Source organism: Bacillus sp. BS98 (genome assembly GCF_008432245.1).
Taxonomy (GTDB): Bacteria; Bacillota; Bacilli; order Bacillales; family Bacillaceae_G; genus Bacillus_A; species Bacillus_A toyonensis.
Genome location: NZ_CP043830.1, coordinates 4,613,074 through 4,627,500, shown reverse-complemented (window position 1 = coordinate 4,627,500; position 14,427 = coordinate 4,613,074). Strand labels below are relative to the sequence as shown.

The window sequence follows — 14,427 nt, the reverse complement described above, 5'->3', positions numbered from 1 at the left end:
ACGGCGGCCGTAACTATAACGGTCCTAAGGTAGCGAAATTCCTTGTCGGGTAAGTTCCGACCCGCACGAAAGGTGTAACGATTTGGGCACTGTCTCAACCAGAGACTCGGTGAAATTATAGTACCTGTGAAGATGCAGGTTACCCGCGACAGGACGGAAAGACCCCGTGGAGCTTTACTGTAGCCTGATATTGAATTTTGGTACAGTTTGTACAGGATAGGCGGGAGCCATTGAAACCGGAGCGCTAGCTTCGGTGGAGGCGCTGGTGGGATACCGCCCTGACTGTATTGAAATTCTAACCTACGGGTCTTATCGACCCGGGAGACAGTGTCAGGTGGGCAGTTTGACTGGGGCGGTCGCCTCCTAAAGTGTAACGGAGGCGCCCAAAGGTTCCCTCAGAATGGTTGGAAATCATTCGTAGAGTGCAAAGGCATAAGGGAGCTTGACTGCGAGACCTACAAGTCGAGCAGGGACGAAAGTCGGGCTTAGTGATCCGGTGGTTCCGCATGGAAGGGCCATCGCTCAACGGATAAAAGCTACCCCGGGGATAACAGGCTTATCTCCCCCAAGAGTCCACATCGACGGGGAGGTTTGGCACCTCGATGTCGGCTCATCGCATCCTGGGGCTGTAGTCGGTCCCAAGGGTTGGGCTGTTCGCCCATTAAAGCGGTACGCGAGCTGGGTTCAGAACGTCGTGAGACAGTTCGGTCCCTATCCGTCGTGGGCGTAGGAAATTTGAGAGGAGCTGTCCTTAGTACGAGAGGACCGGGATGGACGCACCGCTGGTGTACCAGTTGTTCTGCCAAGGGCATAGCTGGGTAGCTATGTGCGGAAGGGATAAGTGCTGAAAGCATCTAAGCATGAAGCCCCCCTCAAGATGAGATTTCCCATAGCGTAAGCTAGTAAGATCCCTGAAAGATGATCAGGTTGATAGGTTCGAGGTGGAAGCATGGTGACATGTGGAGCTGACGAATACTAATAGATCGAGGACTTAACCATATAATATGAAGCAATGTTATCTAGTTTTGAAAGAATATAAAAAACTTGTTGACTTTAAAAGTTAAATAAGTTACAATAATTCTTGTCTTAAATGAATACAGTCTGGTAATGATGGCAGAGAGGTCACACCCGTTCCCATACCGAACACGGAAGTTAAGCTCTCTAGCGCCGATGGTAGTTGGGACCTTGTCCCTGTGAGAGTAGGACGTTGCCAGGCAAATGGAGGATTAGCTCAGCTGGGAGAGCACCTGCCTTACAAGCAGGGGGTCGGCGGTTCGATCCCGTCATCCTCCACCATTTAGCCGACTTAGCTCAATTGGTAGAGCAACTGACTTGTAATCAGTAGGTTGGGGGTTCAAGTCCTCTAGTCGGCACCAGTAACTATGGCGGTTGTGGCGAAGTGGTTAACGCACCGGATTGTGGCTCCGGCATTCGTGGGTTCGATTCCCATCAGTCGCCCCATTTTTTCTTAAATAAATTAATATGCGGGTGTGGCGGAATTGGCAGACGCACCAGACTTAGGATCTGGCGCCTTTGGCGTGGGGGTTCGACTCCCTTCACCCGCACTTTTAATAAAATATCTCATAACATGTCTTGCGGAAGTAGTTCAGTGGTAGAATACAACCTTGCCAAGGTTGGGGTCGCGGGTTCGAATCCCGTCTTCCGCTCCAATTTTCAATATGACATGCCGGGGTGGCGGAACAGGCAGACGCACAGGACTTAAAATCCTGCGGTGGGTGACCACCGTGCGGGTTCGACCCCCGCCCTCGGCACCATATGCGCCCGTAGCTCAATTGGATAGAGCGTTTGACTACGGATCAAGAGGTTAGGGGTTCGACTCCTCTCGGGCGCGCTTTTATTAACGGGAAGTGGCTCAGCTTGGTAGAGCACCTGGTTTGGGACCAGGGGGTCGCAGGTTCAAATCCTGTCTTCCCGATATTCCCAAAAACATGGGGCCTTAGCTCAGCTGGGAGAGCGCCTGCCTTGCACGCAGGAGGTCAGCGGTTCGATCCCGCTAGGCTCCACTTATTTTTATATTACTTATGGCGGTGTAGCTCAGCTGGCTAGAGCGTACGGTTCATACCCGTGAGGTCGGGGGTTCGATCCCCTCCGCCGCTACCATAAGGACCTTTAGCTCAGCTGGTTAGAGCAGACGGCTCATAACCGTCCGGTCGTAGGTTCGAGTCCTACAAGGTCCACCACTCAAAGTTTATATCTCGGAGGTATACCCAAGTTCGGCTGAAGGGATCGGTCTTGAAAACCGACAGGCGGCGAGAGTCGCGCGGGGGTTCGAATCCCTCTACCTCCTCCATTTTTTCTAAATTAAATATTTTATCATCGCGGGGTGGAGCAGCACGGTAGCTCGTCGGGCTCATAACCCGAAGGTCGCAGGTTCAAATCCTGTCCCCGCAACCAAATGGTCCCGTGGTGTAGTGGTTAACATGCCTGCCTGTCACGCAGGAGATCGCCGGTTCGACCCCGGTCGGGACCGCCATTTTTTTACATAAAGGCTCGGTAGCTCAGTCGGTAGAGCAGAGGACTGAAAATCCTCGTGTCGGCGGTTCGATTCCGTCCCGAGCCACCATTTTGAAATCGCAAGCCGGCTTAGCTCAATTGGTAGAGCAACTGACTTGTAATCAGTAGGTTGGGGGTTCAAGTCCTCTAGCCGGCACCACTTTCAAAATGAGCCATTAGCTCAGTTGGTAGAGCATCTGACTTTTAATCAGAGGGTCGAAGGTTCGAATCCTTCATGGCTCACCATTTACAATTTAATGCGGGTGTAGTTTAGTGGTAAAACAAGAGCCTTCCAAGCTCTGGTCGAGAGTTCGATTCTCTTCACCCGCTTTTCAATTATGGGCCTATAGCTCAGCTGGTTAGAGCGCACGCCTGATAAGCGTGAGGTCGATGGTTCGAGTCCATTTAGGCCCACCATAATTGTTCCGCAGTAGCTCAGTGGTAGAGCTATCGGCTGTTAACCGATCGGTCGTAGGTTCGAGTCCTACCTGCGGAGCCATATTATAGAGAAGTACCCAAGTGGCTCAAGGGGCTCCCCTGCTAAGGGAGTAGATCGCGAACGCGGTGCGAGGGTTCGAATCCCTTCTTCTCTGCCAGAATTGGCCCGTTGGTCAAGTGGTTAAGACACCGCCCTTTCACGGCGGTAACACGGGTTCGAATCCCGTACGGGTCATACTAAAAGAGATAGCATAATCTGCTATCTCTTTTTTGTTGTGTAAAAGTGGGCTTTGGATAGTCTGCTTTTTTTTATGGATTTCTTGTATACTTTTTTCTATTTGAATCGTCTAACTAATAGAAAGGAGAGAGCGATGGAGTATGAAAAAATCATTATAGAAACATCTAAAAGCATTTATAGGTATTTACTTAAAATTGGAGTACCACCAGTAGAAGCAGAAGATATCGTTCAAGACACGATACATAAGGCATTAGTATCTATACCGAATATGAAAATTACGTATATAAAAACATGGTTATTTCAAGTTGCGATTAATAGGCATCGTGATCTAGCAAGAAGGCAACAGCGTATTGAACAAATCCCGATTGAATCTGTTCAATTAATTGGAGCAAAAGGATTAGATGAACCACTTTTAAGAAAAGAGCTTCAAGTAGAAATACAAAGCATACTTGGAAAGATGAATCCAGTATATAAACATATTCTTTTATTAAAGTATGACTATGAACTCTCATATAAGGAGATAGCAACCGTATTAGAGATGAAAGAAGAGACCGTACGTGTTTCTTTGTATAGGGCTCGCAATGAGTTTAAAAAGCTGTATGGGAGGTTTGAAGATGAGCAGAGATGATTTCGATTTTGATATAGATTCAAGTAAAGTATCAAAAATGTTGAAGAAGGCGAAGCGAAGACAATTATTAAAAATTACAGTAATTTCGATTTCACTTTTTATTGTTCTATTCTTTGGTTTTATAATAGTAATTTCACAATTGAACAATAGAGCTTACTTAACTATGGATCGTGACTTAAATATGATAAGACAAATTACAAGACCTAATACGGAAAGAGGCGTAGCAATTACTTCTAACGGTTTATTTAAAAGCACAGTAGAGTATAAAACATATAAGGTTATTGAAGGGAAACCTGTTAAGTGGGAAGATGAAGTGTATGAGTATAAAGTTTGGAATACATTTCGCCGATTATCGAATGTAAATCCATTAACAATATCAGATAATGTTGTAATGGGGAATGAACGTATTAATAAGACAAGTGAATTGTATAATAATCAAACGATGGAAAGAGAGATGCAGTTTTATCTCCCAGTTGCTTCATATAATCGTTATATAAATGATATAGAGAAAATAAAAGATGAAAAGAAAGTAGCTGAATTGGCTATATCTTTTGATAAACCGTATAAAGTGTCTGAAATAAAAGAGATACTTCCAGAAGGGGTGCATCCTGTTTGGTATTGGGTAGATACGTATGATGATAAAAAATCATATTCTATTGATGATATGACCGAAAGTGCTTATAATGTGTACGGTTTTAAAGCAAAACCAGGTGATATTGAATTTGGAAATGGAACGGAAAAAGATTTTCTTTTAGCAATTCAAAATGGACTGGAGCAAAAGGGAAAGTATTATGAGGAATATGAACGTATATATGACTACCTAAAAGGAAAGAAAATAAAACCAAGTGAGCAAGATGTAAAAGTTATCGGTGTTGTTGTGACGGGAACGGCTGTGGATTTACAAAAATTAAACGGTCAAAATTACGTAAAAGCTGCTGTTTTAGGGGCTACTGCGGAAAATAAATAATATATAGAAGAAGCTGTCTCCCAATAAGTAATCTACTGGAGACAGCTTTTTATGTTGTCATTATTGTCGAGTTTTGTCGGTAAGTCGATATATTGCAAAAATCGCTGATATAATTTGAGTTACGATCGATAAATTTCAATAATCGCTGATATATTTGGAGTTACGGTCGATATATTCTAATAATCGCCGATATAATTTCACTTATCGACAAAAACCATAAGAAAAACCCTTTCACAATCTAAAGAAAACGCCTCCATTGAAATGGATTCCACACCTATTCCAATAACTTTACACTCTATGTGAAAAAATTCACAAATAGGTCATAATTTGTGAAGTAATTCACAATGATACGTGCTACAATATGAATGTAAAGAAGTTAAACAACATTAAATTAGTATTTTAATTAATTACTTAAACAATCATAAAAAAATATATGTGAACAATAGAGAGGGGAAATTAACATGAAAAAAGGTATCAATCGTGTAGTATTAGTAGGAACAGGAGCTGTAGGTTGTAGTTACGCTTACTCAATGATCAACCAAGGTGTAGCTGAAGAATTTGTACTTGTAGATGTTAATGAAGCAAAAGCAGAAGGGGAAGCAATGGACTTAAGCCATGCGGTACCATTCTCTCCATCACCAACAAAAGTTTGGAGCGGTAGCTATGCAGATTGTAAAGATGCAGATTTAGTAGTTATCACTGCGGGATTACCACAAAAACCAGGTGAAACTCGTTTAGACTTAGTTGAGAAAAATACAAAGATCTTTAAACAAATCGTTCGCGGTATTATGGATAGCGGATTCGATGGGATCTTCTTAATCGCAACTAACCCAGTTGACATTTTAACTTACGTAACTTGGAAAGAATCTGGTCTACCAAAAGAGCGCGTAATCGGTTCTGGTACAACTTTAGACTCTGCTCGTTTCCGTTACATGTTAGGTGACTACTTAGATGTAGATCCACGTAACGTTCATGCTTACATCGTTGGTGAGCACGGTGATACTGAACTTCCAGTATGGAGCCACGCTACTATCGGTGTACAAAAACTAGAAACAATCTTAGCTAACAACGAACAGTACAATCAAGAAGACTTAGATAAAATTTTCGAAAACGTACGTGATGCAGCTTATCATATCATCGAGCGTAAAGGTGCAACTTACTACGGAATCGGTATGTCACTACTTCGTGTAACTAAAGCAATCTTAAACAACGAGAACAGCGTATTAACTGTATCTGCATACCTTGAAGGTCAATACGGTGAGAAAGATGCTTACGTAGGTGTTCCAGCTGTAATTAACCGCGAAGGTGTACGTGAAATTGTAGAACTTGAGCTAAATGAAGAAGAAAAAGTGAAATTCGCTCATTCTGTAAAAGTATTAAAAGAAACAATGGCACCAGTACTATAATAATTGCTAAATAATTCAGAGGTGGGAAACTGCTTCTTACCTCTGAACTTATATAATTTAATATAAATTCCTTTTCCGGTTTCCCTTGTATATCCCCAATATACCCCTTTTGCTGGATAAGGGTCGTTTATAGAAAAAGAGCACTCTACGTAAAGTAGAGTGCTCTTTTTTATCCCGCTATTTGCCGGGCAGTAAGACCCCGATTGGTGTGGGCTAATAATCAGTGGGGATGAACAAACCCCCCACTGATTAAAGTTTCACTTTATTATTTTTTAGGCGTTAAGCCCAATTTCTTTAAAATATTTGCGAGTGTACCGCTTTTTGATTTTTCTACAGCTGTTTGTGATTTAGATGCATCTGGTCCTTTTTTCAAGAAGTTCTTTTCAACGAAACGAATGTCTTTTTCATCGACAATTCCGTCGCTATTAAGGTCGCCGCCTTTTACAGATACTCCTTTTTTACCATAGTTGCTAGCGATAATTTCAGCATCTTTAATATCAATGACTTTATCACCATTTACATCACCGGCAAGGTTTTCATCAGGTCGTGCATAATAATATTGGCCAAGTAGCTTACCATCTTTTTCAGTACCTAATTTTGTTGTTAGACGGCTTGTTAAATGCCCTGGTACTTCTAAGTATAAATTATAGTCACGATTATTAACAGGAAGTCCATTCAGTTTGAAGTATCCGTATTTATCTAGTGAGCCTTCAAATTTATGACGGTAAGAATCAGTTGCATATACTTTTACACCAAGCTTTGTATAATCGAGCTTTTCATCTAAATATCCACGTTCATTTAAGAATGCACCAGGTTTAATATTTCCTTCTACTAGTGAGTTTAAGGACATAACTGAGAATGTTTGATCTTGAAGTACACGCATTCTATTCGGTTCTGTTTCACCTTGTTTCCAGTAAACAAAAATTGGTGATTCTAATTGAGCATTTGCTTCATAAAATTCATCATTTTCTACTTTGAAAGTTACATCAATGAACGGGAAATCACCATCTAATCCGGCGAAGTTTTTATCATCGATAGATCCGCCTATTGTAACAGAACCGGCTTCTAATTTCGGCTCATTCACTTTTGCGATTACACCTTTTTCAGAAAGTAGCTTTTCAAAAGCAGGATTCAATTTCGCATTTGCAAATTTGAAATTTTTCTCTAGGAATTTTACGTTAAATTCCCCTGCAACAAATTGTTTTACGTGTTTTGCGTTTAGTGTTACAGTAAGTTCATCATTTTTGTATACTTCTTTTTTATCATAACTAGTTTTCGCATATTGAGCACCTTGTGGGATAAACCAATAGTTATTTACACCGCTTGGATAATCAGGACCTGCAGTTGCATAATCGAAAATATATACGCCTGTGTTCATTGGTCCTTCTACTTTAAAGGATTCAGGGGTAATGCCAACTTTAAAGTCACCATCTGCATTAATAGGTAAAAACTTATGCAAGTATGGAGAATAGTCATAATACATAACTCCGTTCGCTTCTTGCGTAATGTTTAAACCTTTATAGGCCTCCGGTAATTTGTATTTTAAAAATTATTTCTCCACGCCTTTTGTTTGCTCGGCATGGAATGTCCAGTTTAGCTGTAAGGAATCACCTTGGAATTTATTTTGATCTTGGTCGTTGTCTTCAAAGGAGAAGAGCACGTGTAAATAATCTGTTTCACCAGATGTAATACCGTCTATTAAGTTATGACGTTCTAAAGATGTAGCTACATCCTCAGGTTTCATAGTTTTTAATTTTGATAGTTTTGTTTCCCACAAAATTTCATGATCATCGTTTGGATTCGATGGCTTTCCATCATTCACTAGAAACTTTACGATAATGTGGTCGCCTAAATCTTCACCGTCATTATTTAGCTTTGCATCTGTAACTTCATAGGATGTTTCAAGTGCTACTTTTGCAATATCCAATGACCCTTTATTTTCAAGCGTGAAATTTTTTTCAATAAAGTCACCTGGCTTTAAATCTTTCACATCAACGATTACACTTGGATTAATAGAAAGATCTAGTATTCCAGCTTGAAATGAGTTACTAGATGTTTCAGAATCACTGAAGTAGGCGAATACACCGCCGCATGTAAGTGATAAGCCAAGCGTTGCTGTGACAACTCCCATTCCTACTTTTTGTTTCAATGACCTAAGAAAGCCCCCTAATATGATTTTTTATGAAACGTTCGTAAAGTAAACACAGTATTCTAGTATGAATTATATTTACGAAAGTGTAATGTTCTTTATTGAGAACGAGTATATGCTGATGAATTTTGCATTTCAATAAAATTATGACAAAAAATATTGAGAAATATTTTTTTATGACAGATTGTTTTGCTGCGGTTTTAAGTAGAAAATAGCATGAAAAATAGGATAAACCTAATAAAATAGAGGTTGAGAAAAAATGATAGTAAAAAAGATAGGGGAAAATGAAGCGTTTGCAATGAATATTCGTCAAAATTCGATATTTTACACGGAAATGTGAAGAAAAACCAACGTTTTTAAGAAAAAAACGAATATTTTTTATAAATTAACAAGGATATCACAGTTTTTTGCAGAAATAGTTAAAGTATAAAAAATTCTGTCATCTTAGTGAGGTGAGCATATTGAGTGTAATAAATTGTGAAAAAGTGAAACGAGATGAGTTTCATACAGAAAAGTACTATGAGAGTTATAGCATCTTTGGCGCACATATTGTGACGGAAGATGAGATGCGAGGGGTACGATTTACAGTATGGGCTCCTCATGCGAAAGCAATGAGTGTTGTTGGCGATTTTAATGAATGGGATTATGAGCAACATAAGATGCTACAAGAGACAGAAGAGGGAATTTGGTCCTTGTTTATACCGCATATTGAAGAAAGGGAAATATATAAATATGCGATTGAAACGATGGCTGGTGACGTCATTTTTAAGGCAGATCCGTACGCTGTATATGCAGAAGTAAGACCGAATACGGCATCTGTAGTTTTTGATATGAGGGGATACGAATGGAATGATAAAAACTGGAGTCGTAAGAAAAAGAAAAAGCCGGTTTATAAAGAAGCGATGACAGTTTATGAATTACATTTCGGTTCCTGGAAGAAGAAAGAAGATGGAACGCTGTATTCTTATAGGGAAATGGTAGAAGAACTCATTCCGTATGTGGTGGAACATCAATTTACACATATTGAAATCATGCCGCTTGTTGAGCATCCATATGATCGTTCTTGGGGATATCAAGGGACGGGATATTATGCAGCAACGAGTAGATTCGGCACACCACATGATTTGATGTATTTTGTCGATGAATGTCATAAATATGGAATCGGTGTCATTTTAGATTGGGTGCCGGGGCATTTTTGTAAAGATGCTCACGGTCTATATTTGTTTGATGGGACACCGACTTATGAATATAAAGATAAGGATGTACAAGAAAACCAAGTATGGGGAACTGTCAATTTTGATTTAGGAAAAAGGGAAGTACGTAATTTCTTAATTTCAAATGCGTTATTTTGGATGAGATATTTCCATATTGACGGTTTCAGGGTGGATGCAGTTGCGAATATGTTGTACTGGAATAAAGAAGGACAGGAGCAAAGTAATGAGCACGCTGTTTCATTTTTACGAGAGTTAAATGAAGCGGTATTTGCAGAGGATGAAGACTTTCTTATGACAGCAGAAGATTCAACAGCTTGGCCACTTGTAACAGCTCCAACTTATGAAGGTGGACTTGGATTCAATTACAAATGGAATATGGGCTGGATGAATGACGTGCTGAAATATATGGAGTGTGCACCTGAATACAGGAAGTATATTCATGAGAAAATAACATTCTCTTTACTATATGCTTACTCTGAAAACTTCATATTACCGCTTTCTCATGATGAAGTCGTTCACGGGAAAAAGTCGTTATTAAATAAAATGCCAGGAGATTACTGGGATAAGTTTGCTCAGCTTCGTTTATTATATGGATATTTATTTACTCATCCAGGAAAGAAATTACTTTTCATGGGAGGAGAATTTGGGCAGTTTGATGAGTGGAAAGACCTTGAAGATTTAGATTGGAATTTACATGATTTTGAAATGCATCGTTATATGCATGATTACTTTAAAGAGCTCATAGCATTGTATAAGCGCTCAAAACCACTTTGGCAGCTTGATCATTCACCTGAAGGATTTCAGTGGATTGATGCTAATAATAATGAGCAAAGTATTTTCTCGTTTATTCGCCAAGGAGATAAACAAGAAGATGCGTTAGTTGTCGTATGTAATTTTACGAAAGCTACATATGAAAACTATAAAGTAGGTGTGCCAGATTTCGAGTATTATAACGAGATTTTAAACAGTGATGCGGAGCAATATGGCGGCTCGGGGCAAGTGAATAAAAAACGTCTTAAGGCGACTCTAGAACCGTACCATAATCAAGAGGCACATGTAGAAATTACAATTCCACCATTTGGCGTATCCATATTACGACCAGTGAAGACTAGAAAGGGGAGCAAAAAACAAGATGGCTCAAAAACAAAAGTGCGTAGCAATGTTACTAGCAGGGGGAAAAGGTAGTCGTTTAAGTGCATTGACAAAAAATTTAGCCAAGCCAGCTGTTCCATTTGGTGGTAAATATCGCATTATTGATTTTACGTTAAGTAATTGTGCGAATTCTGGTATTGAAACGGTTGGGATTTTGACGCAGTATCAACCGCTCGAACTTCATAATTATATCGGAATCGGCAATGCTTGGGATTTAGACCGAGTAAACGGTGGAGTCACAGTATTACCTCCTTATGCGGAGTCTTCAGGTGTGAAGTGGTACACAGGTACGGCAAGTGCCATTTATCAAAACTTAAACTATTTAAGTCAGTACGAACCAGAGTATGTCCTTATTTTATCAGGCGATCATATTTATAAAATGGATTACAGTAAAATGCTAGATTACCATGTTGAGAAAGAAGCGGACGTTTCGATTTCTGTTATTGAAGTGCCTTGGGATGAAGCGAGTCGCTTTGGCATTATGAATACGAATGAAGAGATGGAAATTGTTGAGTTTGAAGAGAAACCGCAATTTCCAAGAAGTAATCTTGCATCAATGGGAATCTATATTTTTAACTGGGCAATTTTGAAAGAGTATTTAGAAATGGATGCAAGAAATCCTGAATCTAGTAATGATTTCGGAAAAGATGTACTTCCGCTTTTATTAGATGAAGGGAAGAAGCTAATGGCGTATCCGTTTGAAGGATATTGGAAAGATGTTGGAACAGTGAAAAGCTTATGGGAAGCGAATATGGATTTACTTCGCGATGAAACATCATTGAATTTAAATGATCGTAACTGGCGTATTTATTCTGTCAATCCAAACGAACCGCCTCAATATATTGCGGAAAAGGCAAAAGTGGAAGAATCACTGATTAACGAAGGGTGCGTCATTGAAGGGGACGTGAAGCATTCTGTCTTATTCCAAGGGGTGACGGTGGAAGAAGGTAGTATGGTTATTGATTCCGTCGTTATGCCAGGAGCGAAGATTGGGAAAAATGTTGTGATTGAAAGAGCAATTGTTGGATCGGAAATGGTTATTGAAGATGGAACAATCATTCGTCCAGAAAAAAATGTTGACGATGTAGTATTAATTGCTGAAGGGAAATAGAAAAGGGGGATGAAATGAATGGGAGAAAAAATGTTAGGAATTATTAATGCAACGGGAAGTTTTACTTCCTTACAGAAAGTAACAGGGCATCGTTCACTAGCGGCGCTACCGTTTGGGGGCCGTTATCGACTCATTGATTTCATGCTTTCCAATATGGTGAATTCTAATATTCATAGTGTGGCGGTTTTTACAAGCCATAAAAACCGTTCGTTAATGGACCATGTTGGTTCAGGGAAACAGTGGGATTTAGATAGAAAACGTGACGGATTGTTTTTATTCCCACCAAATTGCCAATGTGACCAAGATGAGTTTGGATCTTTTGCACATTTTAGAAGACATATTGATTATTTTCTAAGAAGCAGAGAAGAATACGTTGTTATTACGAATAGCCATCTCGTAACAGCATTAAATTTCCAGGCGGTGTTAGAGCGGCATATACATACGGCAGCTGATATTACTGAAGTTTGCCATGAAGGGGTTTCGCTTCAAACATACGTGTTAAAGAAACAATTATTGTTAGATTTATTTGAGACATATAAAGATGTGGAGCAATACAGTTTATTTGATGTAGTGAGAGAAAAGCGCGGAAAATCACTGCATATTGCTACGTATGAGCATACAGGATATGTAGCTATTATTGACTCGATTGAAAGTTACTATAAACATAGCTTAGAAATTTTGCAACCTGCTATTTGGAAGCAATTATTTAAGAAAGAAGCACCGATTTTTACGAAAGTAAAAGATGAGCCACCAACTCGTTACCTAAAGGGTGCAGTCGTGAAAAATACAATGATTGCAAATGGCAGTATTATTGAAGGGGAAGTAGAAAACAGTGTTGTTTCCCGTTCTGTTAAAATTGGAAAAGGTTCAATTGTTCGTAATAGTATTATTATGCAAAAGAGCCAAATTGGAGATAACTGTATAATAGACGGTGTTATTATTGATAAAGACGTGAAAATTGGTGACGGTGTCGTTTTAAAAGGAAACACCGATGAGCCGTACGTTGTAGAAAAAGGAAGCATTCAAAACAGTACGATTAATAGTTATTCTTGAAGAATCAGTGGGGGTCTTTCCTCCACTGATTAAAGTTTTAATTTAAATGAAAACTCGAAGGGAGGAAGCTGCAAGAAGAGTAATATATGCTTTTCGAGCAGTGGGACAACAAGTGAATATTTTATTTGCAGTATCAGAATGTGTACCGTTTGTTAAATCGGGAGGATTAGCTGATGTAGCAGGTGCGCTCCCAAAAGAGCTTAAAAAATTAGGTGTGGATGTACGTATTATACTTCCGAATTATAGTCTTATTCCGCAAAAATTAAGAGATGGATGTACGCTTCATAAAGTAATTAACGTTCCTCTTGGCTGGAGAAATCAATATTGCGGAATTTTAAAAGGTGAGCAAGACGGGATTACGTATTATTTAATAGACAATGAATATTATTTTAAGAGGGATTCTTTGTACGGTCATTATGATGACGGAGAGCGTTTTTCTTATTTTTCGAAGGCAGTTTTAGAGTGTATTCCGCATCTTGATTTTGAAGTGGATGTTCTTCATAGCCATGATTGGCATACCGCTATGGTTAATTTCTTACTTCGCGAAAAGTATCAAGACAACCCATTATATGAGCGTATTAAAACGGTATATACAATTCATAACCTGCAGTTCCAAGGTGTATTTTCTCCTGAAGTGATGTACGACCTGTTAGAGCTTGGTGATGAATATTTTCATAGTGAGCAGCTAGAGTTTTATGGAAATGTGAACTTTATGAAAGGCGGTATTATCGCTTCTGATCAAATTACAGCGGTTAGCCCGACATATAAAGAAGAAATACAATATGAGTTTTTCGGTGAGAAATTAGATGGATTGCTACGAAAATATAATGATAAGCTGAGTGGCATTGTAAATGGAATTGACACGAGCGTATATAACCCAGAAACGGACTCGTATATTACAGCTCAGTATGATGCAGAGTCATTATATGAAAAAAATGAAAATAAACGTGCATTGCAGCGTTATTTTGGTTTGCCAGAAAAAGAGGATACACCAATTATTGCAATGGTCACGAGATTAACGAAACAAAAAGGTCTTGATTTAGTACGTACTGTATTCCGTGAAATAATGGAAGAAGATGTACAATGTATCATTTTAGGATCCGGTGATTCAGAATACGAGCAGTTCTTTGAATGGATGGCATATGAGTATCCAGAGAAGGTGAAGGTATATATCGGATTTAATGAGGAACTTGCGCATCAAGTGTATGCGGGAAGCGATCTATTTTTAATGCCGTCACTGTTTGAACCGTGTGGACTTGGACAACTTATCGCATTAGCGTACGGTACGATTCCGATTGTAAGAGAAACAGGTGGATTAAACGATACTGTACAATCTTATGATGAAGAAACAGGAGAAGGAAATGGTTTCAGTTTTACGAACTTCAATGCACATGACATGTTGTATACGGTTCGCCGTGCAATTGAATTTTATCACGATAAGCCGGTATGGGAACAGCTTGTAACACAAGCGATGACTGAAGATTATAGTTGGGAGAAATCAGCTCTTGCTTATAAGAAATTGTATAAAAGTCTCATGGAATAACATGTAGGTGGTGA

General features: G+C 39.4%; 8 protein-coding genes, 22 tRNA genes, 2 rRNA genes and 1 pseudogene (1 of these 33 only partly in view). 31 read left to right on the top strand and 2 right to left on the bottom strand.

Annotation, left to right across the window (positions count from 1 at the left end; all coding sequences use genetic code 11):
• The 27 genes from F0362_RS24170 to F0362_RS24040 form a co-directional block, all read left to right on the top strand.
• Positions 1–999, top strand: a 23S ribosomal RNA gene (locus tag F0362_RS24170) (it extends 1,923 nt beyond the left edge of the window).
• Positions 1,000–1,100: 101 nt separating this feature from the next.
• A 5S ribosomal RNA gene (rrf, locus tag F0362_RS24165) occupies positions 1,101–1,216 on the top strand.
• Between the two features lie 4 nt (positions 1,217–1,220).
• Positions 1,221–1,296 (top strand) — tRNA-Val (locus F0362_RS24160).
• A gap of 4 nt (positions 1,297–1,300) precedes the next feature.
• A tRNA-Thr gene (locus tag F0362_RS24155) sits at positions 1,301–1,376 on the top strand.
• A 9-nt stretch (positions 1,377–1,385) separates the two neighbouring features.
• Positions 1,386–1,461: transfer RNA gene (locus tag F0362_RS24150), tRNA-His, on the top strand.
• Between the two features lie 23 nt (positions 1,462–1,484).
• Positions 1,485–1,565: transfer RNA gene (locus tag F0362_RS24145), tRNA-Leu, on the top strand.
• 30 nt (positions 1,566–1,595) lie between these two features.
• Positions 1,596–1,670, top strand: a tRNA-Gly gene (locus tag F0362_RS24140).
• 16 nt (positions 1,671–1,686) lie between these two features.
• A tRNA-Leu gene (locus tag F0362_RS24135) sits at positions 1,687–1,775 on the top strand.
• 3 nt (positions 1,776–1,778) lie between these two features.
• Positions 1,779–1,852 (top strand) — tRNA-Arg (locus tag F0362_RS24130).
• A 10-nt stretch (positions 1,853–1,862) separates the two neighbouring features.
• Positions 1,863–1,936: transfer RNA gene (locus F0362_RS24125), tRNA-Pro, on the top strand.
• Between the two features lie 15 nt (positions 1,937–1,951).
• Positions 1,952–2,024 (top strand) — tRNA-Ala (locus F0362_RS24120).
• 20 nt (positions 2,025–2,044) lie between these two features.
• Positions 2,045–2,121, top strand: a tRNA-Met gene (locus tag F0362_RS24115).
• A gap of 3 nt (positions 2,122–2,124) precedes the next feature.
• Positions 2,125–2,201: transfer RNA gene (locus F0362_RS24110), tRNA-Ile, on the top strand.
• Between the two features lie 17 nt (positions 2,202–2,218).
• Positions 2,219–2,311: transfer RNA gene (locus tag F0362_RS24105), tRNA-Ser, on the top strand.
• Between the two features lie 27 nt (positions 2,312–2,338).
• Positions 2,339–2,415 (top strand) — tRNA-Met (locus tag F0362_RS24100).
• A gap of 3 nt (positions 2,416–2,418) precedes the next feature.
• Positions 2,419–2,494 (top strand) — tRNA-Asp (locus tag F0362_RS24095).
• Positions 2,495–2,508: 14 nt separating this feature from the next.
• Positions 2,509–2,584, top strand: a tRNA-Phe gene (locus F0362_RS24090).
• A gap of 14 nt (positions 2,585–2,598) precedes the next feature.
• Positions 2,599–2,674, top strand: a tRNA-Thr gene (locus F0362_RS24085).
• A 10-nt stretch (positions 2,675–2,684) separates the two neighbouring features.
• A tRNA-Lys gene (locus F0362_RS24080) sits at positions 2,685–2,760 on the top strand.
• 13 nt (positions 2,761–2,773) lie between these two features.
• Positions 2,774–2,844: transfer RNA gene (locus F0362_RS24075), tRNA-Gly, on the top strand.
• 10 nt (positions 2,845–2,854) lie between these two features.
• A tRNA-Ile gene (locus tag F0362_RS24070) sits at positions 2,855–2,931 on the top strand.
• 7 nt (positions 2,932–2,938) lie between these two features.
• Positions 2,939–3,013: transfer RNA gene (locus tag F0362_RS24065), tRNA-Asn, on the top strand.
• Positions 3,014–3,019: 6 nt separating this feature from the next.
• Positions 3,020–3,110, top strand: a tRNA-Ser gene (locus F0362_RS24060).
• A 5-nt stretch (positions 3,111–3,115) separates the two neighbouring features.
• A tRNA-Glu gene (locus F0362_RS24055) sits at positions 3,116–3,187 on the top strand.
• Between the two features lie 136 nt (positions 3,188–3,323).
• The gene (locus tag F0362_RS24050) at positions 3,324–3,818 is read left to right on the top strand and encodes an RNA polymerase sigma factor (RefSeq protein WP_000455498.1); all 495 of its coding nucleotides are present in this window, start codon (positions 3,324–3,326) and stop codon (positions 3,816–3,818) included.
• Complete coding sequence (locus tag F0362_RS24045; RefSeq protein ID WP_149890001.1) at positions 3,805–4,785, top strand: anti sigma factor C-terminal domain-containing protein; 981 nt, start codon at positions 3,805–3,807, stop codon at positions 4,783–4,785. Before F0362_RS24050 ends, F0362_RS24045 begins: the two co-directional genes overlap by 14 nt.
• A gap of 461 nt (positions 4,786–5,246) precedes the next feature.
• Positions 5,247–6,191 carry an L-lactate dehydrogenase gene (locus F0362_RS24040; RefSeq protein WP_000715347.1) on the top strand — a complete coding sequence of 315 codons (945 nt, stop codon included), beginning with the start codon at positions 5,247–5,249 and terminating at the stop codon, positions 6,189–6,191.
• A 265-nt stretch (positions 6,192–6,456) separates the two neighbouring features.
• Here F0362_RS24040 and F0362_RS31005 read toward each other — a convergent pair.
• A pseudogene (locus tag F0362_RS31005) lies at positions 6,457–7,710 on the bottom strand (dockerin type I domain-containing protein); the annotation flags it as partial.
• Between the two features lie 30 nt (positions 7,711–7,740).
• Entirely contained in the window at positions 7,741–8,364 is a 624-nt protein-coding gene (locus tag F0362_RS24020) for a CalY family protein (protein WP_270793326.1), read from the bottom strand.
• 437 nt (positions 8,365–8,801) lie between these two features.
• On the opposite strand from F0362_RS24020, the gene glgB reads away from it, so the two are divergent.
• From glgB to glgA, 4 genes are all read left to right on the top strand, one after another.
• Positions 8,802–10,739: a 1,4-alpha-glucan branching protein GlgB gene (glgB, locus tag F0362_RS24015; protein ID WP_000111418.1), complete on the top strand. Its 1,938-nt coding sequence runs from the start codon at positions 8,802–8,804 to the stop codon at positions 10,737–10,739.
• Positions 10,687–11,817, top strand: coding sequence for a glucose-1-phosphate adenylyltransferase (glgC, locus tag F0362_RS24010; RefSeq protein WP_000057608.1), 1,131 nt, complete (start codon positions 10,687–10,689; stop codon positions 11,815–11,817). Before glgB ends, glgC begins: the two co-directional genes overlap by 53 nt.
• 18 nt (positions 11,818–11,835) lie before the next feature.
• Positions 11,836–12,870, top strand: coding sequence for a glucose-1-phosphate adenylyltransferase subunit GlgD (gene glgD, locus F0362_RS24005; protein ID WP_000504178.1), 1,035 nt, complete (start codon positions 11,836–11,838; stop codon positions 12,868–12,870).
• Positions 12,871–12,982: 112 nt separating this feature from the next.
• A complete protein-coding gene (glgA, locus tag F0362_RS24000) occupies positions 12,983–14,413 on the top strand; it encodes a glycogen synthase GlgA (RefSeq protein ID WP_002106619.1) in 1,431 nt (476 codons plus the stop codon).
• Positions 14,414–14,427: the final 14 nt, after the last annotated feature.

Bases quoted from the DNA above. Each gene is read 5' to 3' on its own strand.
- F0362_RS24050 (WP_000455498.1), top strand. From the start codon at position 3,324: ATGGAGTATGAAAAAATCATTATAGAAACATCTAAAAGCATTTATAGG.
- F0362_RS24045 (WP_149890001.1), top strand. From the start codon at position 3,805: ATGAGCAGAGATGATTTCGATTTTGATATAGATTCAAGTAAAGTATCA.
- F0362_RS24040 (WP_000715347.1), top strand. From the start codon at position 5,247: ATGAAAAAAGGTATCAATCGTGTAGTATTAGTAGGAACAGGAGCTGTA.
- glgC (WP_000057608.1), top strand. From the start codon at position 10,687: ATGGCTCAAAAACAAAAGTGCGTAGCAATGTTACTAGCAGGGGGAAAA.
- glgD (WP_000504178.1), top strand. From the start codon at position 11,836: ATGGGAGAAAAAATGTTAGGAATTATTAATGCAACGGGAAGTTTTACT.